Origin of the sequence: Azohydromonas aeria (assembly GCF_009760915.1) — a bacterium.
GTDB lineage: Bacteria > Pseudomonadota > Gammaproteobacteria > Burkholderiales > Burkholderiaceae_C > Azohydromonas > Azohydromonas aeria.
Window position 1 is genome coordinate 75894 of the sequence record NZ_VIDQ01000009.1, and the last position, 18879, is coordinate 94772.

Below are 18879 nucleotides of genomic sequence, written 5' to 3' on the forward strand. Positions count from 1 at the left end.
GAGTTGTTGGCAGGAACGTCATGCCGCTCGTGCATGAGCTTGCGTGAATCCGGACACGACGCTGGCGGTCTCGCGCCGGACATTGTGTCTCCTGACGGCCGCGGCGCCCGCCGAGCCGAAGCCGGCGCGCCGCGAGGCAGGAACACCCGGAACTTCAAAACGATCCGAACAGGCTCCCCAGCACCACGACGACGGCCAGCGCGGCTACCGGGATCACCACGGCGACGACGGCGATGTCGCCGTAGGACTGGCGGTGCGTGAGCTTGCAGATGCCCAGCAACGTGATCACCGCACCATTGTGCGGCAGCGCGTCGAGGCCGCCGGTGGCGATGGCCGTCACGCGGTGCAGCAGATCGGGCCCGATGCCCGCGGCACGCCCCATCTCCAGCCAGGTGTTCCCCAGCGCCTGCAGCGCGATGCTCATGCCGCCTGAAGCCGACCCGGTGATGCCGGCGAGCAGGTTGACGGCCACCGAGATCGACACCAGGGGATTGCCCGGCGCGAGATCCAGCACCGCGTCGCGCACCAGCGCGAAGCCCGCGAGCGAGGCGATCACGGCGCCGTAGCCGACCTGCGACGCCGTGTTGAGCAGCGGCAGCACCGAGGAGGCCGCACCCTCGTCGAGCGTTGCGCGCAGCTGTGGCAGCTCCCGCCGGTGCAGCAGCACCAGCAGGGCGATCGCGCCGGCCAGCGCGCCGATGACGGCCCAGACCCCGCGCAGCGCGGTGATGGTGGTGGCGCCGAAGCGCGGCTCGGCCAGGTACGCCGTGTTCAGCGCCGGCCACAGCCAGCTCGACAGCACGTAGTTGAGGAGGATGACCAGGACGACCGGCGCCAGCGCGCGTGCCAGCGCGGCGTGGCCGGCCGCGGCAGGCCCGTCGGGGGCCGGGTCCGCGCGCGGGGGCTCCTCGTCGGGCCCGTCGCCGCCGTAGCCCTCGCGGGCCGCGCGCGCCGACGCTGCCCTGCGCTGCAGCCACCAGCCGCCCAGCAGCGCCATCACCGTGCCGCCGATCAGACCCAGGCCAGGCGCGGCGAAGGGCGTGGTGCCGAAGTAGGGCATCGGGATCGCGTTCTGGATCGCGGGCGTGCCGGGCAGCGCGGTCATCGTGAAGGTGAAGGCGCCCAGCGCGATCGTGGCCGGTATCAGGCGCTTGGGCACATCGGCCTCGCGGAACAGCGCGGCGGCGATCGGGAACACAGCGAAGGCCACCACGAACAGCGACACGCCGCCGTAGGTGAGCACCGCGCACGCCAGCACGATGGCCGGGATGGCGTGCCGCGTCCCCAGCGCGTGCACGATGGCATGCGCGATCGTGCGCGCCGCGCCGCTGGCCTCCATCAGCTTGCCGAACACCGCACCCAGCAGGAACAGCGGGAAGAAGGCCGCCACGAATCCCGCCAGCGCCTTCATGAAGACTTGCGTGTAGCTGGCCAGCAGCGGCGCGTCCGGGCTGAACAGCGCGGCCAGCAGCGCCATGGCCGGCGCCAGGATCAGCACGCTGACGCCGCGATAGGCCAGCGCCATCAGCAGCACCAGCGACAGCACGATGCCCGCCATGCTGATCATGCGGGCCTCCAGCGCAGGAACGGGGGCGCCGTCATGCATCGAACTCCGTGGCCAGGTCCATGCTCGATCTGCGGCCCAGGTCGTCGCGGTGCTGGCCCAGCCACTGCGACGCGGCGTCGACGCCGATGCCGTGCAGGCGCGACAGGAAGCGCCAGCGCGTGTCGAGCTTGGACGATGCGCCCAGCCGCGGCAGCCGGTCCTGGCTGTCGATGCGGTGCACGCGCAGTGCCTGGATGCGCCGGTACAGCGGTGAGCGCACGCGCCTGGCGCAACGGCCCTCGTCCTCGATGATCTGCTTCATCAGGCCGATGGCGCGAAGCTCCTTGAGCAAGCTGGCATTGAAGGTGATCTCGTTCATGCGATCGACGATGCGGCGCGCCGTGGTCGGCACCGATTCGCACTGCCTGGGATTGAGCTGCACCAGCAGCAGGTCGTCGGCCGGGCTCTCCATGATCAGCGGCAGCAGCGAGGGGTTGCCGGCGAAGCCTCCATCCCAGTAGGCCTGGCCGTCGATCTCGACGGCCTGGAACAGCAGCGGCAGGCAGGCCGAGGCCAGCACCACGTCAACGCTGATCTCGTGCTGCCGGAAGATGCGCAGGTGACCACTGCGCACATGGGTCGTGGCGATGAACAGCCGCGGCCCGCCGCTGCGCCGGACGCAGTCGAAGTCGATGACGCGCTCCAGCAGGTCGCGCAACGGGTTGAGGTTCAGCGGATTGCTCAGGTAGGGCGAAACCGTCTGTCCCAACGCGGGAGCCCACGCGTCGCGCCAGACGTCCTGCCATGCCTCGCACCAGTGCTGCACGGGCGCGATCCAGGGCGCGGTGGCGGCACCGGGCAGCGCCGCGGCGCGGACCCAGCCGTGCCAGCCGCCGATGTCGGCGATGCCGGTCCACAGGCGCCGCAGCGCCGCGCGCGCGCCTTCGCGCCCGTCCTGCGCGAGTCCCGAGGCCAGCGCCACCGCGTTGACCGCGCCAGCGCTGGTGCCGCTGATGCCCGCCAGCTCCAGGCCGGGTTCCTGCAGCAGCCGGTCCAGCACGCCCCAGGTGAAGGCGCCATGCGCACCGCCGCCCTGCAGTGCAAGGTCGATCGGAACACGACGCTCACGCGGAAGCGGCTTGGAACGACTGGGCAACAAGATCAACTTTCAGCGGTTTCGATCCGGCAGTAGCCGGATCGGGGCACCGTCTCCTAGACGTGCGCTCCGTGGGCCGGGCCCGACGCCGCGCAGGACTGCCGCGGCACGACCTGGAAGTCCAGGCCGTAGAGCATGGGCTCCATGCGTGCCTGCTCCTCCACGGGCAACACCCAGCGCTCCAGCGCGCAGCGCAGCACCACCGATTCTCCATGCTCGACGTAGCCGTCCGCGGCGATCACGTCGGCGCACAGGCGGATCACCCGGTGCTGGAGTTCCGGGTCGCTCACCTCGGCCAGCCAGTCGTCGAGCATGTGCTGGTCGATGACGCAACTGCCTCCGGGGATGGCACCGGCCAGCAGGTCCTCGCACAGGCCGTCCACGATGTCGTGCCATTCGCCCTGGCTCAGGCCAAGCTGCTCGCAGGCTTGCAGCCCGTGCAGGACGGCCCACTCGGTCTCCTTGATCTCGCCGTTGGCGATCAGCGCCAGGGCCACGAGGCGGCCGGCGGCGTGCGGGCTGTTGGGCGCATAGGCGCGGGCGGTGAAGTTCAGTACGGACATGGGAGTCTCCTTCCAGGGTGGGGCTTCAGGGCATGGCGAAGGCGGCAGGCCGGTCGGCCGCCCGGGGGAAGCGGTGCGCCGGGCCGCCGGCATCGGCGCTCCGGCGCAACCTCTCGCTTGCCAGCCGGCCTGCGCGGTCGGCGGCGCGATCGATCACGTCGTACAGGTCCTCGCCACCGTCCACGACCGTGAGCGCGGGCGCGTCGGTGAACTGGAGCTGGATCACGCAATAGTGGTCGTGCAGGCCGCGGCGGCTGCGCGTGTCGCCCAGGCGCACCTCGATGCGCCGCACGCGGTGCTGCCGGTGCATCAGCACGTACAACAGGCGCCGGCGGGCATGGTCGGCCAGCGCGTCGCCGGCATGGGCATGTGGAACGTGTACTCGGATTTCCATACTGCTCTCCCGGGTTGCTGCGACAAGACAGCGGTGACGACGGGCCTGACTTTAGGAGTCCGTGGGTAGCGGGTAAATTCGATTCTTGAACTCTAATTGTTCGAAAAAAGCGATGATTTGATCTCCGTGCCTTTCACTGCCGGACGCAGCGATGCGGGCCGAAACGACGGGGTGGGGAAGGTCGGGGCCCGCCGTCGCCTTCGTGCTGCCTTGGTGTTGCCTTCGCAACCACCTAAACCGTGCCGGTGCCGCAAGCGCGCTGGCGGCCCGGCCCGGGCGGTCCGGCCGCGGGGCACGTCGCCGGTGCCGGGCACGGCCGCGGCAGGCCCGGACGAAAAAATCGAAAAATTCGATGAATTTTGGTGCGGCGGCCGGGATTTTTTTGGGACCTGACCGACTCCCAGCACGGTAGGCCGGGCATCCGCCCCGGGCCACGTTCCCGCGCCGTCCATGGCGGCGCGCCCCAGGAGCCGCCATGCACGAGGACGCCGTCGCCGCCCCCGCCAAGGCCCACGCCATGGGCCGGTGGGCGCGCGCGGCCTTCACGCTGCTGCCGCTGACGGCGCTGGTGGTGGTGGCGGCGCTGCTGGCCACGCGGCCGCTGCCGCTGGCCGGCGCGCTGGCGTGGGTGCCGGCGCTGGGCGTGTCCTTCGCCTGGCGCATCGACGGCCTGAGCGCGCTGATGCAGCTGATGGTCACGGGCATCGGCACGGCGGTGTTCGTCTATGCCGGCGGCTACATGGCGGGCCACCCGGCGCAGCGGCGGCTGTACGTGCTGCTGACGCTGTTCATGCTGGCGATGATCGGCTGCGTCAGCGCCGACGACCTGTTCGTGCTGTTCCTGTTCTGGGAGGCCACCAGCGTGCTGTCGTTCATGCTGGTGGGCTTCGAGCATGCGCGCGAGGCCAGCCGCCGCGCCGCGCAGCAGGCGCTCATGGTCACGGGCAGCGGCGGGCTGGCGCTGCTGGCCGGCTTCATCCTGCTGGCGCAGGCGATGGGCACGTCCTCGATCAGCGCCATCGTCGCGCAGCTGCCCGCCGAGCCGGCCACGCCGCAGCTCACGGCGGCGCTGCTGCTGATCCTGGCGGGCGCCTTCACCAAGAGCGCGCAGGTGCCCTTCCACTTCTGGCTGCCCAACGCGATGGCGGCGCCCACGCCGGTGTCGGCCTACCTGCACTCGGCCACCATGGTCAAGCTGGGCGTGTACCTGCTGGCGCGGCTGGACCCGGGCTTCGACCACTGGCCGCTGTGGACGCTGCTGCTGCAGGCCGTGGGCTCGGTGACTGCCGCATGGGGGATGCTGCTGGCGCTGCGCGAGCGTGACCTCAAGCGCATCCTGGCCTGGTCCACGGTGGCCACGCTGGGCACGCTGGTGCTGCTGGTGGGCCTGCGCGGCGAGGGCCCGGCGCTGGCGGTGGGCGCGCTGCTGCTGGCGCATGCGCTGTACAAGGCGCCGCTGTTCTTCGTGGCCGGCAACATCGACCACGGCACCGGCACGCGCGACATCGAGCGCCTGGGCAACCTGCGCCGTGCCATGCCCTGGACGGCGGCCGCGGCGCTGCTGGCGGGCATGTCGATGGCGGGCATGCCACTGTCCTTCGGCTACGTGGCCAAGGACGCGATCGCGCTGGCCAAGAGCAGCGGCGAGGCGCTGGACTTCGCGCGCGCGGCCTACGCGGTGTTCGGCGCCGTGGCGGTCGCGGTGGCCGGCGTGGCGGCGGTGCGGGTGTTCTGGCGCCGCCCCGGCGTGAGCGAGACGCCCGAAGCGCACGAGGGTGGCTGGGCGCTGGTGCTGCCGCCGCTGGTGCTGGCGCTGCTGGGCATCGCACTGGGGCTGTTCCCGCTCTATGCCCAGGCGCTGATGCACGCCGCGGGCGTGGCGATGACGCCGGGCAGCGGCCCGCTGGGCACCGACTTCGCGGAGCTGGTGCGGCCCGAGGCCGCCTCCTTCGCCGTGAGCCTGGCCATCGGGGCGGCGGTGTACCTGCTGTGGGAGCCGCTGCATCGCGTGATGGACACCGTGGGCGCGTGGCTGCAGCGCTGGAGCCCGGCCGCGCATTACGAGCGCTCGCTGGCGGCGATCCCGCGCCTGGCCGCGGCCTGCACGCGCCGGCTGCAGCACGGGCGGCTGCCGGGCTACATGGCGCTGGCCGCGGGCGTGGCCGGCGTGGCCGTGGGCGCGGCGCTGCTGGCCGGCGCGCGCGACCTGCCCTGGCCGGCCTGGGAGGCGCCGCCGCTGCCGGTGCTGGGCGGCAGCCTGGTCGTGGTGGCCGGGGCGCTGGCCACGCTGTTCGTGCGCGACCGCCTGGTGCTGCTGCTGGCCGCGGGGCTGGTGGGCTACGGCAGCGCGGCGCTGTTCCTCTTCGCCGGCGCGCCGGACGTGGCGCTGACGCAGTTCACGGTGGAGACGGTGTTCGTCATCGTCATTGCCGCGGTGCTGGGCGCGCTGGCGCGCGAGGGCCGTGCCCGGGGCGTGTCCGAGCCGCTGCTGCGGCCCGGTGCGCTGGGGCTGGCGCTGGTGCTGGCCACGGCGCTGACCGGGCTGCTGCTGGCCGTGCATGCCGGTGCCTTCGACACGGCGCTGACGCGCTTCTTCGCCGAGGCCAGCGTGTCGCAGGCCCACGGGCGCAACGTCGTCAACGTGGTCCTGGTGGACTTCCGCGCCCTGGACACGCTGGGCGAGATCAGCGTGGTGCTGCTGTCGCTGCTGGCGGCCGTGCCGCTGCTGCAGGCCGCGCGCCGGCGCGCCCGGGAGGCCCGGCCATGAACCGCCGCATCGTGGTGCTCGAAGCCGCGGCCGGCCCGCTGTACGTGCTGATCCTGGCCGTGGCGGTGGCGATGCTGCTGCGCGGCCACAACGAGCCCGGCGGCGGCTTCGTCGGCGGGTTGCTGGCCGTGGTGGCCAGCGTGCTGTGGGCGGTGGCGCACGGCAGCGACGCGGCCGCGCGGCGGCTGCCGCTGCGCTCGCCCGCCAGGCTGGCCGCCGCGGGCGTGCTGCTGGCGCTGTGCGCGGGGCTGCCGGCCTGGGCCGCGGGCCAGGCCTACCTCACGCACTGGTGGGGCACGCTGCCGCTGGGCTTCACGCAGCTCAAGCTCTCCACGGTGCTGCTGTTCGACGTGGGCGTCTTCCTGTGCGTGTGGGGCGCGCTGGGCGGCTACGCGCTGGCGCTGCTCGATGACAACGACGACCCGGACGGCCCGCCCGCCAGGGAGGACGCGCCATGATCTGGGCCTTCGCCGTTGCCGTGTGGGCCGCGCTGGCGGCCGGGGTGTACCTGGCGCTGTCGCGCGACGTGCTGCGCTGCGTGGTGGGGCTGGCGCTCAGCGGCGCTGCCGTCAACCTGCTGTTGCTGGCGGCAGGCCGGCTGGGCCCGGCGCAGCCGGCGCTGGTGCCCTCCGGGGCCACGGTGCTGGACGCGGCGGCGGCCAACCCGCTGCCGCAGGCGCTCGTGCTCACGGCCATCGTGATCGGGCTGGCGCTGCTGTGCTTCGCGCTGGTGCTGGTGCGCTGCCTGGTGCGCGACGCGGGCAGCGACGACGCGCTGGCGTTGCGCCATGCCGAGCCCGTGCCGGACCATCCCGTCAAGCCGCCGCTGGAGGACGGGCGGGTGGGCGTGCCGCCCGTGCGGCCGCTCCCGGACGGTCACGCCGTCTCGCCCAGCACGGCCCCGCGCGACGAAAGGGTGCTCCCATGAGCGCGCTGGCCGCCACGCCGGTGCTGGTGCCGCTGGCCACCGCGGCGCTGGCCGTGCTGTGCGCCGGGCAGGCGCGGCTGCAGCGGGCGCTGAGCTTCGCCGGCGCGCTGCTGCTGCTGGGCTGCGCGCTGGCCCTGGTGGCGCGCGCCGCGGCCGGGCAGCCCGCGGCGGTGGCCTTCGGCGGCTGGGACACGCCCTACGGCATCGGCTTCGCGCTGGACCCGCTGGGCAGCGTGCTGGTGCTGGTGACGGCGCTCATGGGGCTGGCGACGCTGCTGTTCCTGTGCAGCGACGTGGACCCCGGCCCGCGCCACCCGCTGCTGCTGCCGCTGCTGCACGGCACGCTCGCCGGCGTGGGCGGCGCCTTCGCCACCGCCGACCTGTTCAACCTCTACGTCTGGTTCGAGGTGATGCTGGTGTGCGCGCTGGGCCTGTTCGTGCTGGGCCTGCAGCCACGCCAGCTCGACGCCGCCTTCAAGTACCTCGCGCTCAACCTCTTCGGCACGCTGCTGCTGCTGGCGGCGGTGGGGCTGGTCTACGGCGCCACCGGGCATCTCAACTTCGACGCGCTGGCCGCCGCCGCGCCGCAACTGCCCCCGGCGCTGGTGACGGCACTGCTGGCGGTGCTGATGGTGGCGCTGCTGCTGAAGTCGGGCGCCTTCCCGCTCTTCGCCTGGCTGCCCGCGGCGTACCACACGCTGCCCACGCCGGTGCTGGCGCTGGTGGCGGGACTGCTGACCAAGGTGGGCGTGTATGCGCTGCTGCGCACGCTGGGCGACGTGTTCGCGCCGTCGGTGGATGCGCTGCTGCTGCAGGCGCTGGGCTGGGTGGCCGCGGCCACCATGCTCGCCGGCGTGCTGGGGGCGGCCTACCACTGGGACCTGCGCCGCATCCTGGCCTTCCACATCATCAGCCAGATCGGCTACATCCTGCTGGCCGTGGCCCTGGGCGGGCTCGGCGGGCATGCCGCGGCGCTGTTCTACACGGTGCACCACATCGTCGTGAAGGCCAACCTTTTCCTCGTCGCCGGGCTGGTGTGCGTGTACGCGGGCAGCTTTGACCTGCGCCGCGCCGGCGGGCTCTACGCCGCGCGCCCGGCGCTGGCGCTGCTGTTCGCGGTGCCGGCGCTGTCGCTGGTGGGCGTGCCCCCGCTCTCGGGCTTCTGGGCCAAGCTGATGGTGCTGCAGGAGGCGATGGCGCAGCAGCGCGTGGCCTGGGCCGTGCTGGCGCTGCTGGTGAGCGTGCTCACGCTCTACTCGATGATGAAGGTCTGGATGGAGGCCTTCTGGAAGCCGCATCCCGACGTGCCGCCGCCGCGGCAGCGCGACGTGCGGCTGTGGCCGGCCTGGGCCGCCTGCACCGCGCTGGCCGCGGTGACGCTGGCCGTGGGGTTGCAGCCGCAACTGCTGGCGGACTATGCGCAGCATGCCGCGGCGGCGCTGGGGAGCGGGCGATGAGGGCCCCCCGCCCGGCCGCCCCGCAGGGGGCGCCCATGGGCGCCGCGGGCACGCTGCGCAGACTGCGGGCCGCGCTGGCGCTGGCGTTGCACTTCGTGGCCGCGGTGCCGGTGTCGGGCCTGCAGACCGCGGGCGTGATCCTGCGCAGTGCGCTGCGCCGCGGCGCGCCGCCACCCTCGGCACTGGTGCGCATGCGCTTCGCGCCGTTGAGCGCGCGCGGCGCGGCGCTGCTGTCGTGCATGGTCTCGCTCACGCCGGGCACGACCGTGATCGACGTGGACATGGAGCGGCGCGAGCTGCTGCTGCACCTGCTCGACGCCAGCGACGCCCCGGCGCTGGTGGCCGACATCCGCCGCCGCTTCGAGCCGGGGCTGCTCGACCTGTTTGGAGACCGCGCATGAGTCCGTTCCTGCCCCCCCTGGCCCTGATCGCGCTGGTGGCCGCCGCGCTCGTGGCGGTGATGCTGGCCACCGTGTGCCTGCTGCGAGGCCCGCATGCCGCCGACCGCGTCGTGGCGCTGGACATCTTCCTGGCCGGGGCCGTGGCGCTGTGCGTGGCGGCGGCGCTGGAGACCGGCAACACGGCGTTCCTGGACGTCGCGCTGGGCCTGGCGCTGGCGGGCTTCGTCGCCACCATCGGCTGGGCGCGCCTCGTCGAGCGGCGCGCGGCTTCAGAAACGGCGCACGGGCGCCAAGGAGGAATGCGATGAACCTGCTGGGACTGGTGCTGTTGATGGCCGGCGCGCTGCTGCTGGTGCTGGCTGCATGGGGCGTGCTGGTGCTGCCCGACGCGCTGTCGCGCCAGCATGCGGCCACCAAGGCCGGCACGCTGGCGCTGGCGCTGGTGTGCCTGGGCGCCATGGCCGCCGCGGCCGACGCGGCCTGGAGCTGGCGCCTCGGCCTGATCGTGGTCTTCCTGCTCGTCACGCTGCCGGTGGCTTCGCACCTGCTGGCTCGCGCGGCGCTGCGCGAGTCGGCCCAGGACGACCCGCCGCGCGAGGCGCCGCTGGTCGAGCCCCGCGCCTGAGCCCGGGGACCGGCAGGGCCGGGCCCGCACTGAATCCGGTTCCGTCCAGCGCGGCCGGGTACGCCGGGTTCAGGCCCCGAGCGCAGTGTCCTGCGGCCGCTTCGACCGCCACAGCAGCCACACGAGCGCATAGCCCAGCAGCGCGCCGCCCACGGCCAGCACGGCCAGGCCCAGCGCCAGCGGCGCGCCCATGCCCTGCAGCATCTGCAGCGTGGCGCTCAGCAGGCCCTGGGCCGCCAGCGTGGCCTGGGCCTGGTCCCACAGGAGCCCGGCGTCGGGCGCCGCGCCGCCGTTGAAGCGTCCCAGCAGGACGCTGCCGACGTGGTGTGCCAGCCAGTACACCGGCGCGAAGGTGAACGGATTGGTGACCAGCGTGGCGGCGGCGGCCACGCCCACGTGGCAGCGCAGCCACACGGCGCAGGCCACGGCGAGCAGCACCTGCGCCACCGGCAGCAGCAGCCCGAAGAACAGGCCCACGGCCACCGCGCGGGCCACGCTCATGCGCTCCATGTGCCAGAGCCGGTCGTCGCGCAGATGGCGCGCCAGGGGAGCCAGCCAGCGCTGGCACAGGAGTTCGTCACGGCGGTTGAGCCAATGCTTCATGGAAGGGGGTCGGCGGCGGGCCGGCGTCGTTGAACGGAAGGGAATCGCCTACAGACCCCGCCGGGTCTCCGGTGTTCCCCGGCAGGCGCCCGGCCGGCGTGGCGGCCCTCCGGAGCACGTTTCACGGAGTCGCCGCGGGCCGGCCGGAAAGGTGGCACCGCAACCAGTTGCCCCGTCTGCGTTCGCCCCGTGTCCGCGCTGGCCGGCCGCCGTGGCCCGACGGGTCGCCGGCAATGGAACCGCAGACCGTAGGCCTGGTCGAACCAGGGCTGCCTCGCTTCCCTGTGCCGGGGCGCGGCATGCCTGAACCAACCGGGCCGCACGCGGCCAAAACCGAGGTAAACAATGAAGTTCCTGCTGCCTGTCGATGGAAGCGAGTGCACCGCCCGGGTGCTGGACTACATGGCCCAGCACAAGGAGCTGTTCAGCAAGGACCACCAGTACACGCTGCTCCACGTCTGCCCGGCCGTGCCGCCGCAGGTGCGTTCCATGCTTTCCAAGGACGATGTGGACGGCTACTACCAGCAGGAGACGGCCAAGGTCCTGGAGCCGATCCGGGACCGGCTCGCCGGGCTGGGCATCGAGCCGGCCTGCCTGGGCATGGTCGGCCGTGCCGCCGACGTCATCTCGCAGCTGGCGATGGAGGGCTACGACCTGGTGGTCATGGGCTCGCACGGCCACAGCGCGCTGGGCAACCTGGTCATGGGCTCGGTGGTCACCAACGTCCTGGCCCATTCGCGCACGGCGGTGCTCGTGATCCGCTGAGCCCGCGGACGGCGCGCCGTCCGGCCTCGCGGCGCCGCAGCGCGCTCACGGCTGCCGCGCGGTGGACACCAGCAGATCCGTGAGGCCCTCCGACAGCACGTGCCGCGTCACGCTGCCCAGCAGCAGCTCCTCGGCTGCCGACTGGCCGTGCTTGCCCAGCACGACGAGGTCGCAGTCCTGCTCCTGGGCCTGCTCGACGATGCGCAGCGAGGCATCGCCTTCGACGACGCAGGGAGTCCACTGCCCGCGCTTGAGCCCGGCGCCGTGGGCCAGGGCATCCAGGCGCGAGTGCGCACCGAGCCGTGCCTGGGCCCGATAGTGCTCGACGGCGGCCGCATCGACGCCGGCAAAGCGCAGCTTCTCCTCGAACGGCACCTCGAAGGCGGTGCACAGCACCAGGTGCGCGTGCGGCGCCGCGCGGCGGGCCAGGGCCAGCGAGGGCAGGGACCAGGGCGAGAAGTCCAGCGCGACCAGGGCCTGGCGGTAGGGCTCGTGGGGCGGCTGGCGCACCACCAGCACCGGGCGCGTCGTGCGCCGCAGCAGCCGCTCCGACGTCGTGCCGAGCAGGACCCGGCGCAGGTAGCCGGCCCCGCGCGCGCCCAGCACCAGCAGCTGCGCGTCGTGCAGCGCGGCCTGGCGGTCGATCTCCTCGACCACCGTACCCACGCCCTCCACGAGATGCACCGCCACAGGGTGCCGGGCCTGCAGCCGGCCGGCCAGCTCGTGCAGCCGGTGCCCGGCGTCCTGGCGCAGCTGCTCCTCGGCGGCATGGCCCGCGCCCAGCCATTGCCGCAGCTCCTGCAGCGCCCCGCCGGGCAGCACGTGCAGCAGGTGCAGGGCCGCGCCGGTTTCGTGGGCCAGGCGCGCGGCGCGCTCGGCCGCCTGCCGCGAGGGGGCGGACAGGTCGGTGGCAGCCAGGATGGAAGCCAGGGCGGTCATGACGGGTCCTCCAGTGGGCGCAGGGCCCGCACCAGGCCCTGGGCCGCGTGGTCCGCGGCGTCGTCGAAGGGATGGAGGATGCTGTCCACACCCGCGCGGCCGAGCTCGTGGCGATGCCGGTCGTCGCGCGCCGCGGCGGCCACCCGGCCGCCGTAGCCTGCTGAGCGCAGCGCCTGCAGCAGCTGCCGGTTGGCCTCCCACTGCGGCAGCGTCGTGACGAACCAGCGCGCCCGCGCCAGGGGCAGCGTCTGCAGGAACTCCGGGTCCTCCGTGTCGCCGTAGAGCACCGGCAGGCCGCGCTGGCGCAGCCGGCGCACCACCTCGGGGTCGAAGTCCACGCCCACGACCTCGATGCCCGCGGCGCGCAGCTGCAGCAGCAGCCGGCTGCCGTAGCGGCCCAGGCCGCAGACGACGGCCTCCACGGGCCCGTGCGCGGCCGGCTCGCGCTCGGCGGCCATCTCGCGCAGCGGCTGGCGCCGCTCGAAGGCGCCCAGCCAGGGCGCCAGCCGCTCGTACAGCGGCTGCGAGTACAGGATCATGTAGGTGGACAGCGTGATGGTGATGAGCCCCACCAGCGTGGTCAGCCCCAGGGCCGGCAGGCCCACGTGGCCCAGCGTGATGCCCATGGCCACGAACACGATCGAGAACTCGCTGATCTGCGCCACGGTCAGCCCGGCCATGAAGCCGGTGCGCTTGCGGTAGCCCATCCAGCCCATGATGGCCATGACGATCAGCGGATTGCCCACCAGCACGAACACCGACAGCAGCAGCGCCGGCCCAAGCTCCGCGCCCAGCGTCGAGAACTCCAGCTTCGCGCCCAGGTCGATGAAGAAGAACAGCAGCAGGAAGTCGCGCAATCCCGTGAGCCGCGCGTTCATCGCCTCGCGGTAGGGCGTGGAGGCGAGCGAGAAGCCGGCCAGGAAAGCCCCGGCCTCCTTGCTGAAGCCGGCCCATTCCCCCAGCGCCGCCAGCGCCACGCCCCAGGCCACGGCGAACACCAGCAGCAGCTCCTGCGAGCGCGCCATGGTGCCCACCACCGTGGGCAGCACCCAGCGCATCAGCACGTACAGCAGCGCGGCCGCGGCCGCCAGCCGCCCGGCCAGCGACAGCGCCACCGTCCACCACGCCGCGCCGCCCTCGGCGCCGCGCAGCGCGCTCATGGCCATCATCGCGATCACCACGGCCAGGTCCTGCACGATCAGGAAGCCCACGGCGATGCGGCCGTGCAGCGTGTCGAGCTCGCGCTTGTCCGACAGCAGCTTGACGATGATGATCGTGCTGGAGAAGGTCAGCGCCACGGCCACGTACAGCGCCTCCAGCCAGCCCCGGCCCAGCGCCAGCAGCAGCGCGAAGCCGATCGCGATCGTGAAGCCGAGCTGGCCCAGTCCCGTGGCCAGCGCCACCGGCCCGATGTGGCGCACGTGGTGCAGGTCGAGCTTCAGGCCCACGGCGAACAGCAGCACCGCCACGCCGACCTGGGCCAGCAGGTCGACCTGGTCCTGCGCCGACACCAGCCCCAGCAGCGCCGGCCCGACCGCGATGCCCACCACGATGTAGGCAATGAGCACGGGCTGGCGTGCGCGCACGAACAGCGCGCCGGCCAGCGCGCTGACCAGCAGCATCAGGGCCAGTTCGGTGAAGGCGCCATGCATGGGCCGCAGCTTACCCAAGCCGCCGGCTTCGCCCGCGATACTGTGGCCATGGAGTTTGTCTATATCCCGCTGCTGGCCGCGGCGACGCTGGTGTTCGTCAGCGTGCTGGCGGGCCTGTTCTCGGCGCGCATCGGCTTTTCGTTCCTGCTGGTGTTCCTGCTGGCCGGCATCCTGGCCGGCGAGGACGGCATCGTCGGTTACGCCTTCAACGACTTCGTGCTCGGCGCCTGGGTCGGCAACCTGGCCCTGGCCGTGATCCTGCTCGACGGCGGGCTGCGCACGGCCTACTCGACCTTCCGCACCGGGCTGCGCCCGGCGTCCGTGCTGGCCACCGTCGGCGTGGTGCTGAGCACGGGCCTCACGGCGCTGGCTGGCCACTGGCTGCTGGGCCTGGACTGGAAGCTCGCGCTGCTGCTGGGCGCCATCGTCGGCTCCACCGACGCGGCCGCGGTGTTCGCGCTGCTCACGTGCTCGGGCGTCACGCTCAACGAGCGCGTGGCCGCCACGCTGGAGATCGAGTCGGGCGTCAACGACCCGATGGCGGTGTACCTGACGCTGGCCTTCATCGCCCTGGCCAGCCCCGGCGCCGCGGGCGACGCCGGCTGGGGGGAGGCCGTGCTGTCCTTCGTGCGCCAGTTCGGCTGGGGCGCCGTGGTCGGCCTGGGCAGCGGGTTCCTCATGGCCGTGCTGCTGCCGCGCGTGAGCGCCCGCGACGCCGGCGGCGGCGTGATGGCGCTGCTCATCGGCGCGGCGGGGCTGTCGGTGTTCGCCGCCACGGGCCTCATCGGCGGCTCGGGCTTCCTGGCGGTCTACCTGTTCGGCCTGGTCGTCTCCAACCGCGCCGCCGAGGCGGTGGAGCCGACCCTCGCGGCCATGGACGGCTACGCTTGGCTGGCGCAGGCCGGCATGTTCCTGCTGCTGGGCCTGCTGGTGACGCCGTCGTCCATGATGCAGACGCTGGGCCCGGCCATCGGCGTGGCGCTGGCGCTGATCCTCGTGGCCCGCCCGGTGGCCGTCTGGCTGTGCCTGCGGCCATTCCGCTTCTCGCCGCGGGAGACCTGGTTCATCGCCTGGGTCGGCCTGCGCGGCGCGGTGCCGATCGTGCTGGCCCTGTTCCCGTTCCTCTCCGGCATCCCGGAGTCGATGCTGCTGTTCAACGTCGCCTTCGTCGTGGTGCTGGCCTCGCTGCTGATCCAGGGCACGACGATCGGCTGGATGGCGCGCCGGCTGGGCGTGGCGCTGCCCGAGCGCGGCGACGAGCGCGGGTCGCGTGCGCTGTTCCGCGACTTCGCGCTCGATCCGCGCACGCCGGTGGGACTGGTGTGCGAGTTCTACGGCCTGCCGCCGCCGGCCGACGCGGCCGACGAACTGCAGGCCTGGATGGCACGCGAGATCGGGCGCCCGCCGGTGGTGGGCGACAGCGTGCGGCTGGGCGCGGCCACCTTCGTCGTGCGCGCGCTGCAGGACGGCCGCATCAGCGGCGTCGGCCTGGGCCTGGACCAGGCGGCGTGAAGCGTGCGCCGGCTGCGATGCCGGCCTACAGGCACGACGACGCAGTCACCACGCTCACCAGCGAGAACGCGGTGGCCACGAACCCGACCCAGGCCGAGGTGCGCGCCAGCCGGGCCAGCAGGCGCTGCGGCGGCGCGGCGCCGGCCTCGGCCCGGCGCGTGCGCAGCGCCAGCAGGCCCAGCAGCAGCAGGCACGCGAACCAGGTGGCGACCAGCACGGCGCGGTGCCGGTCGGTCGGCCCCAGGGCGACGAGGTGCCAGCCGCGCGCGCAGCCCAGCCCGTGCAGGCCATAGACCAGCGTGAACGACGCGGCCCAGCCGAACAGCCCGGCCAGGGCCCGCAACAGCTCGCCCATCGCCTTCATGGCCCGGCCCCGAGCAGCGCCGGCCCGTGCAGCAGCGCCAGCGACAGCGCGCCCACGCCGCAGCCGTAGCCGATCCACTGCGCGGCCACGCGCAGCTCCAGGCTGCGCGCGGCCGTGAGCCGCCCCGTGGCCAGCCGGGCGGCGGCGTAGGCCAGCATCGCCAGCGCGATCGCCGCATGGACCACCGCGAACCACAGCACCATCGCGCTGACGGCCGCCCAGGCGTGCGTGTCGGGCGGGGGCTGGCGCAGCAGCAGCCCCGCCGCCAGCACCGCGCCGCCCGCGAGCAGCCCGGCGCCCGTGCCCAGCAGCCACCACGCCGCGCGCCGGGCCTCGCCACGGCGGTTGGCCGCGGCGGCGCGTGCGACGGCCAGGGCGGCCACGGCGAAGGACGCCACGCCCGCCACCAGGTCCGCCACCCGCGCGTCGAAGACCTGCGCCGGCGCCGCGCCGGGCGTGACCACGCGCAGGTAGGCCAGCCCGAACAGCAGCGAGCCGAACAGCGCCGCATCGGCCACCAGCGTGAACACGCTGCCCCACCAGCCCGGCGCCTCGGCCGCCTCGCGGTGCGGCGGCACGCACACGCCGCAGCCGATGTCCACGGGGCCGGTGTCGGCGTCGTTGTCCCGGCTCCTGTCCAGGGCCCAGGCCCAGCGCCAGGCCAGCACCACCAGCACGGCCACGCACAGCGGCGCGGCCCAGTACAGCTTGAACAGCAGCGACAGGAAGAACAGCCCCGTCACCGCCGCCGTGACGATGGGCAGCGCCGTGTTGCCTGGCAGCAGCACCAGCTGCTCGACGCGGCCGCTGGCCATCTCCACGCCCAGCGTCTCGCGCAGCCGGCCGCGCGCGCGGCCCAGGAAGCCCTGGCCCTGTGCCAGCGTCAGCGGCAGCGCGCCGTCGTGCGCCAGCGGCTCGCGATGGTTCACCTGCGGCAGGCTGGCGAAGTTGTAGCTGGGCGCCGGCGTGGGCATGGCCCACTCCAGCGTGGTGGCGTCCCACGGATCGCGGCGCGCGCGCCGGCCCAGCGCCAGCGTCAGCACCACGTCGATGGCGAACAGCGCGAAGCCGAAGGCCATCACGAAGCTGCCCACCGAGGACAGCAGGTTCAGCCCCGTCCAGCCCGCGTCCGCCGGATACGTCTCCACCCGGCGCGGCATGCCCAGCAGCCCGGTGAGGTGCATGAGGAAGAAGGTGGCGTTGAAGCCGATGAAGATGAGCCAGAACGCCGCCTTGCCCAGCCCGTAGGCGCTGCGGTTGCCGGTGAAGTGCGGCAGCCAGTAGTAGGCGCCGGCCAGCAGCGGGAACACGAAGCCGCCGACCAGCACGTAGTGCAGGTGCGCGGTGACGAAGTGGCTGTCGTGCGCCTGCCAGTCGAAGGGCACCACCGCCAGCATCACGCCGGTGAGCCCGCCCAGCACGAAGACGACGAAGAAGCCGACCAGGTAGAGCATGGGCAGCTGCATGCGCGGGCAGCCCGCCCACAGCGTGCCCAGCCAGGCGAAGACCTGCACCGCCGTGGGCACGGCCACCAGCAGCGAGGCCGCGGAGAAGAAGCCCAGCGCCATGTGCGGTATGCCGACCGTGAACATGTGGTGCACCCACAGCCCGAAGCTCAGGAAAGCCAGCGTCAGCACCGCGGCCACGACCCAGGCATAGCCCATGAGCGGCACGCGCGCCATGACCGGCAGCACCGTCGAGACGATGCCCGCCGCGGGCAGGAAGATGATGTAGACCTCCGGGTGCCCGAACAGCCAGAACAGGTGCTGCCACAGCAGCGGGTCGCCGCCGCGCAGCGGGTCGAAGAAGGGCCAGCCGAAGGCGCGCTCGACCTCCAGCAGCACCGAGCCCAGGATCAGCGGCGGGAAGCCCACCAGCATCATCAGCGCCGTGGCGAGCAGGTACCACGCCATCACCGGCAGCCGCGCCAGCGACATGCCCGGCGAGCGCACCTTGAGGATCGACACCGCGATCTCCACCGCCGCGCACACCGCCGACACCTCCACGAAGGTCACGCCCAGCAGCCACACGTCGGCATTGATGCCCGGCGCGTAGGTGCGCGAGGACAGCGGCGTGTACATGAACCAGCCGCTGGCCGGCGCCACGCCGGCCAGCAGCGACAGCACCAGCAGCGTGCCGCCGAACAGGTAGCACCACCAGCCGTAGGCCGACAGCCGCGGGAAGGCCATGTCCCGCGCGCCCAGCAGCTTGGGCAGCAGGTACAGCGCGAAGCCCTCGAACATCGGGATCGCGAACAGGAACATCATCAGCGTGCCGTGCATCGTGAACAGTTGCGCATACACCGGTGCCGTCACGAAGGCGCTGCCGGGCGTGGCCAGCTGCGCGCGCATGAGCATCGCCAGCAGCCCGCCGATGGCGAAGAACACGAAGGACGCGACGATGAAGCGGCGCCCGATGTCGGAGTGGTTGACCGACACCAGCCAGCCGCGCCACCCCGGCGGCACGTTCCAGGCCGCGTCGAGCGCGCGGTGCAGCCGCAGCGCCCTCATGGCGTGGCCCCTTGCAGGAACGCGGCCCAGCCCGCCGCGTCGTGCACCACGACGCGCACGCGCATGCGGGCATGGCCGCTGCCGCAGAACTCGGCGCACTGGCCGGGGTAGACGCCGGGCTCGGCGGCCTCGATGCGCAGCGTGTTGACGCGCCCCGGGATGGCGTCGAGCTTGCCCGCCAGCCGCGGCACCCAGAAGCTGTGGATCACGTCGGCGCTGCTCAGGCGCAGGTCCACCGGCCGCCCGGCCGGGATGTCGAGCGTGCCCACGCGCTCGATCGTGCCGCCCGGGCCTTGCTGGCTGAAGGTCCAGGCCCACTGCGCCGCCCGGGCCTGCACCGTCACCACGTCCGCGCCGGGCCGCGGCAGCAGCCGCTCGCCCGTCGCCAGTGCGAAGGCCAGCAGCGCGCTCAGCACCAGCGCCGGCAGCACCAGCCCGCCCCCGACCAGCCAGGGCCCGGGCCGCATGGTTGCGGCCGCGCCGGCGCGCCGGCGCAGGAAGGCCGCGGCCAGCAGCGCCATCGTCAGCGTGAACAGCGCCGCGGCGCCGATGAGCATGGCCCACCACAGCCCGGCAATCGCCTGCGCCGCCGGACCGGCCGGCGCCAGCGCGGATTGCTCGCCGGCGCAGCCGCCGAGCAGCGCGGCCGCGGCGGCCCAGGCCGGGAACGGGCGTTGCCGCCGCGCAGGTTCCACCC

19 protein-coding genes are annotated in these 18879 nt (G+C 73.4%); 9 read left to right on the forward strand and 10 right to left on the reverse strand.

Annotated elements, in window-relative coordinates; all coding sequences use genetic code 11:
- Nucleotides 1-154: 154 nt before the first annotated feature.
- Genes FJ694_RS07660 through FJ694_RS07675 form a run of 4 tightly spaced genes read right to left on the reverse strand, consistent with a single transcriptional unit; the run spans nucleotide 155 to nucleotide 3659 of the window.
- Nucleotides 155-1567: a GntP family permease gene (locus tag FJ694_RS07660; RefSeq protein WP_157265641.1), complete on the reverse strand. Its 1413-nt coding sequence runs from the start codon at nucleotides 1565-1567 to the stop codon at nucleotides 155-157.
- Between the two features lie 31 nt (nucleotides 1568-1598).
- Nucleotides 1599-2705, reverse strand: coding sequence for a patatin-like phospholipase family protein (locus FJ694_RS07665; RefSeq protein ID WP_232539947.1), 1107 nt, complete (start codon nucleotides 2703-2705; stop codon nucleotides 1599-1601).
- A gap of 53 nt (nucleotides 2706-2758) precedes the next feature.
- The gene (locus FJ694_RS07670) at nucleotides 2759-3265 is read right to left on the reverse strand and encodes a TerB family tellurite resistance protein (RefSeq protein ID WP_157265644.1); all 507 of its coding nucleotides are present in this window, start codon (nucleotides 3263-3265) and stop codon (nucleotides 2759-2761) included.
- 25 nt (nucleotides 3266-3290) lie between these two features.
- On the reverse strand, nucleotides 3291-3659 hold the full coding sequence (locus FJ694_RS07675) for an HPF/RaiA family ribosome-associated protein (RefSeq protein WP_157265647.1): 369 nt from the start codon (nucleotides 3657-3659) through the stop codon (nucleotides 3291-3293).
- 475 nt (nucleotides 3660-4134) lie between these two features.
- Between FJ694_RS07675 and mbhE the strand changes: the two genes are divergently transcribed.
- The 7 genes from mbhE to mnhG are packed head-to-tail and all read left to right on the forward strand — an operon-like array spanning nucleotide 4135 to nucleotide 9837.
- Nucleotides 4135-6426, forward strand: coding sequence for a hydrogen gas-evolving membrane-bound hydrogenase subunit E (mbhE, locus tag FJ694_RS07680; RefSeq protein ID WP_157265650.1), 2292 nt, complete (start codon nucleotides 4135-4137; stop codon nucleotides 6424-6426).
- Nucleotides 6423-6884 (forward strand): MnhB domain-containing protein, encoded by a 462-nt coding sequence (locus FJ694_RS07685; protein WP_157265653.1) that lies wholly within the window; start codon nucleotides 6423-6425, stop codon nucleotides 6882-6884. Before mbhE ends, FJ694_RS07685 begins: the two co-directional genes overlap by 4 nt.
- Nucleotides 6881-7354 carry an NADH-quinone oxidoreductase subunit K gene (locus tag FJ694_RS07690; RefSeq protein ID WP_157265656.1) on the forward strand — a complete coding sequence of 158 codons (474 nt, stop codon included), beginning with the start codon at nucleotides 6881-6883 and terminating at the stop codon, nucleotides 7352-7354. The genes FJ694_RS07685 and FJ694_RS07690 overlap by 4 nt, the downstream gene beginning before the upstream one ends.
- Nucleotides 7351-8811: a complex I subunit 5 family protein gene (locus FJ694_RS07695; RefSeq protein WP_157265659.1), complete on the forward strand. Its 1461-nt coding sequence runs from the start codon at nucleotides 7351-7353 to the stop codon at nucleotides 8809-8811. The genes FJ694_RS07690 and FJ694_RS07695 overlap by 4 nt, the downstream gene beginning before the upstream one ends.
- A complete protein-coding gene (locus tag FJ694_RS07700; RefSeq protein WP_157265662.1) occupies nucleotides 8808-9212 on the forward strand; it encodes a Na+/H+ antiporter subunit E in 405 nt (134 codons plus the stop codon). The genes FJ694_RS07695 and FJ694_RS07700 overlap by 4 nt, the downstream gene beginning before the upstream one ends.
- Nucleotides 9209-9520 (forward strand): MrpF/PhaF family protein, encoded by a 312-nt coding sequence (locus tag FJ694_RS07705; RefSeq protein ID WP_157265665.1) that lies wholly within the window; start codon nucleotides 9209-9211, stop codon nucleotides 9518-9520. Before FJ694_RS07700 ends, FJ694_RS07705 begins: the two co-directional genes overlap by 4 nt.
- A complete protein-coding gene (gene mnhG / locus FJ694_RS07710; RefSeq protein ID WP_157265668.1) occupies nucleotides 9517-9837 on the forward strand; it encodes a monovalent cation/H(+) antiporter subunit G in 321 nt (106 codons plus the stop codon). The genes FJ694_RS07705 and mnhG overlap by 4 nt, the downstream gene beginning before the upstream one ends.
- A gap of 69 nt (nucleotides 9838-9906) precedes the next feature.
- On the opposite strand, the gene FJ694_RS07715 is transcribed toward mnhG, so the two are convergent.
- Nucleotides 9907-10440: a DUF2062 domain-containing protein gene (locus FJ694_RS07715; RefSeq protein ID WP_157265671.1), complete on the reverse strand. Its 534-nt coding sequence runs from the start codon at nucleotides 10438-10440 to the stop codon at nucleotides 9907-9909.
- Between the two features lie 345 nt (nucleotides 10441-10785).
- Between FJ694_RS07715 and FJ694_RS07720 the strand changes: the two genes are divergently transcribed.
- The gene (locus FJ694_RS07720; protein ID WP_157265673.1) at nucleotides 10786-11205 is read left to right on the forward strand and encodes a universal stress protein; all 420 of its coding nucleotides are present in this window, start codon (nucleotides 10786-10788) and stop codon (nucleotides 11203-11205) included.
- A 45-nt stretch (nucleotides 11206-11250) separates the two neighbouring features.
- On the opposite strand, the gene FJ694_RS07725 is transcribed toward FJ694_RS07720, so the two are convergent.
- Entirely contained in the window at nucleotides 11251-12144 is an 894-nt protein-coding gene (locus tag FJ694_RS07725; RefSeq protein ID WP_157265676.1) for a universal stress protein, read from the reverse strand.
- The gene (locus FJ694_RS07730; RefSeq protein ID WP_157265679.1) at nucleotides 12141-13796 is read right to left on the reverse strand and encodes a cation:proton antiporter; all 1656 of its coding nucleotides are present in this window, start codon (nucleotides 13794-13796) and stop codon (nucleotides 12141-12143) included. Before FJ694_RS07730 ends, FJ694_RS07725 begins: the two co-directional genes overlap by 4 nt.
- Before the next feature lie 48 nt (nucleotides 13797-13844).
- On the opposite strand from FJ694_RS07730, the gene FJ694_RS07735 reads away from it, so the two are divergent.
- The gene (locus FJ694_RS07735) at nucleotides 13845-15308 is read left to right on the forward strand and encodes a potassium/proton antiporter (protein WP_157265682.1); all 1464 of its coding nucleotides are present in this window, start codon (nucleotides 13845-13847) and stop codon (nucleotides 15306-15308) included.
- Nucleotides 15309-15333: 25 nt separating this feature from the next.
- Here the strand turns inward: FJ694_RS07735 and FJ694_RS07740 are convergent, their stop codons facing one another.
- The 3 genes from FJ694_RS07740 to coxB are packed head-to-tail and all read right to left on the reverse strand — an operon-like array spanning nucleotide 15334 to nucleotide 18877.
- Entirely contained in the window at nucleotides 15334-15672 is a 339-nt protein-coding gene (locus tag FJ694_RS07740) for a hypothetical protein (protein WP_157265684.1), read from the reverse strand.
- Nucleotides 15669-18182 carry a cytochrome c oxidase subunit I gene (gene ctaD, locus FJ694_RS07745; protein ID WP_157265687.1) on the reverse strand — a complete coding sequence of 838 codons (2514 nt, stop codon included), beginning with the start codon at nucleotides 18180-18182 and terminating at the stop codon, nucleotides 15669-15671. The genes FJ694_RS07740 and ctaD overlap by 4 nt, the downstream gene beginning before the upstream one ends.
- A complete protein-coding gene (gene coxB, locus FJ694_RS07750) occupies nucleotides 18179-18877 on the reverse strand; it encodes a cytochrome c oxidase subunit II (RefSeq protein WP_198320753.1) in 699 nt (232 codons plus the stop codon). Before coxB ends, ctaD begins: the two co-directional genes overlap by 4 nt.
- Between the last annotated feature and the right edge of the window lie 2 nt (nucleotides 18878-18879).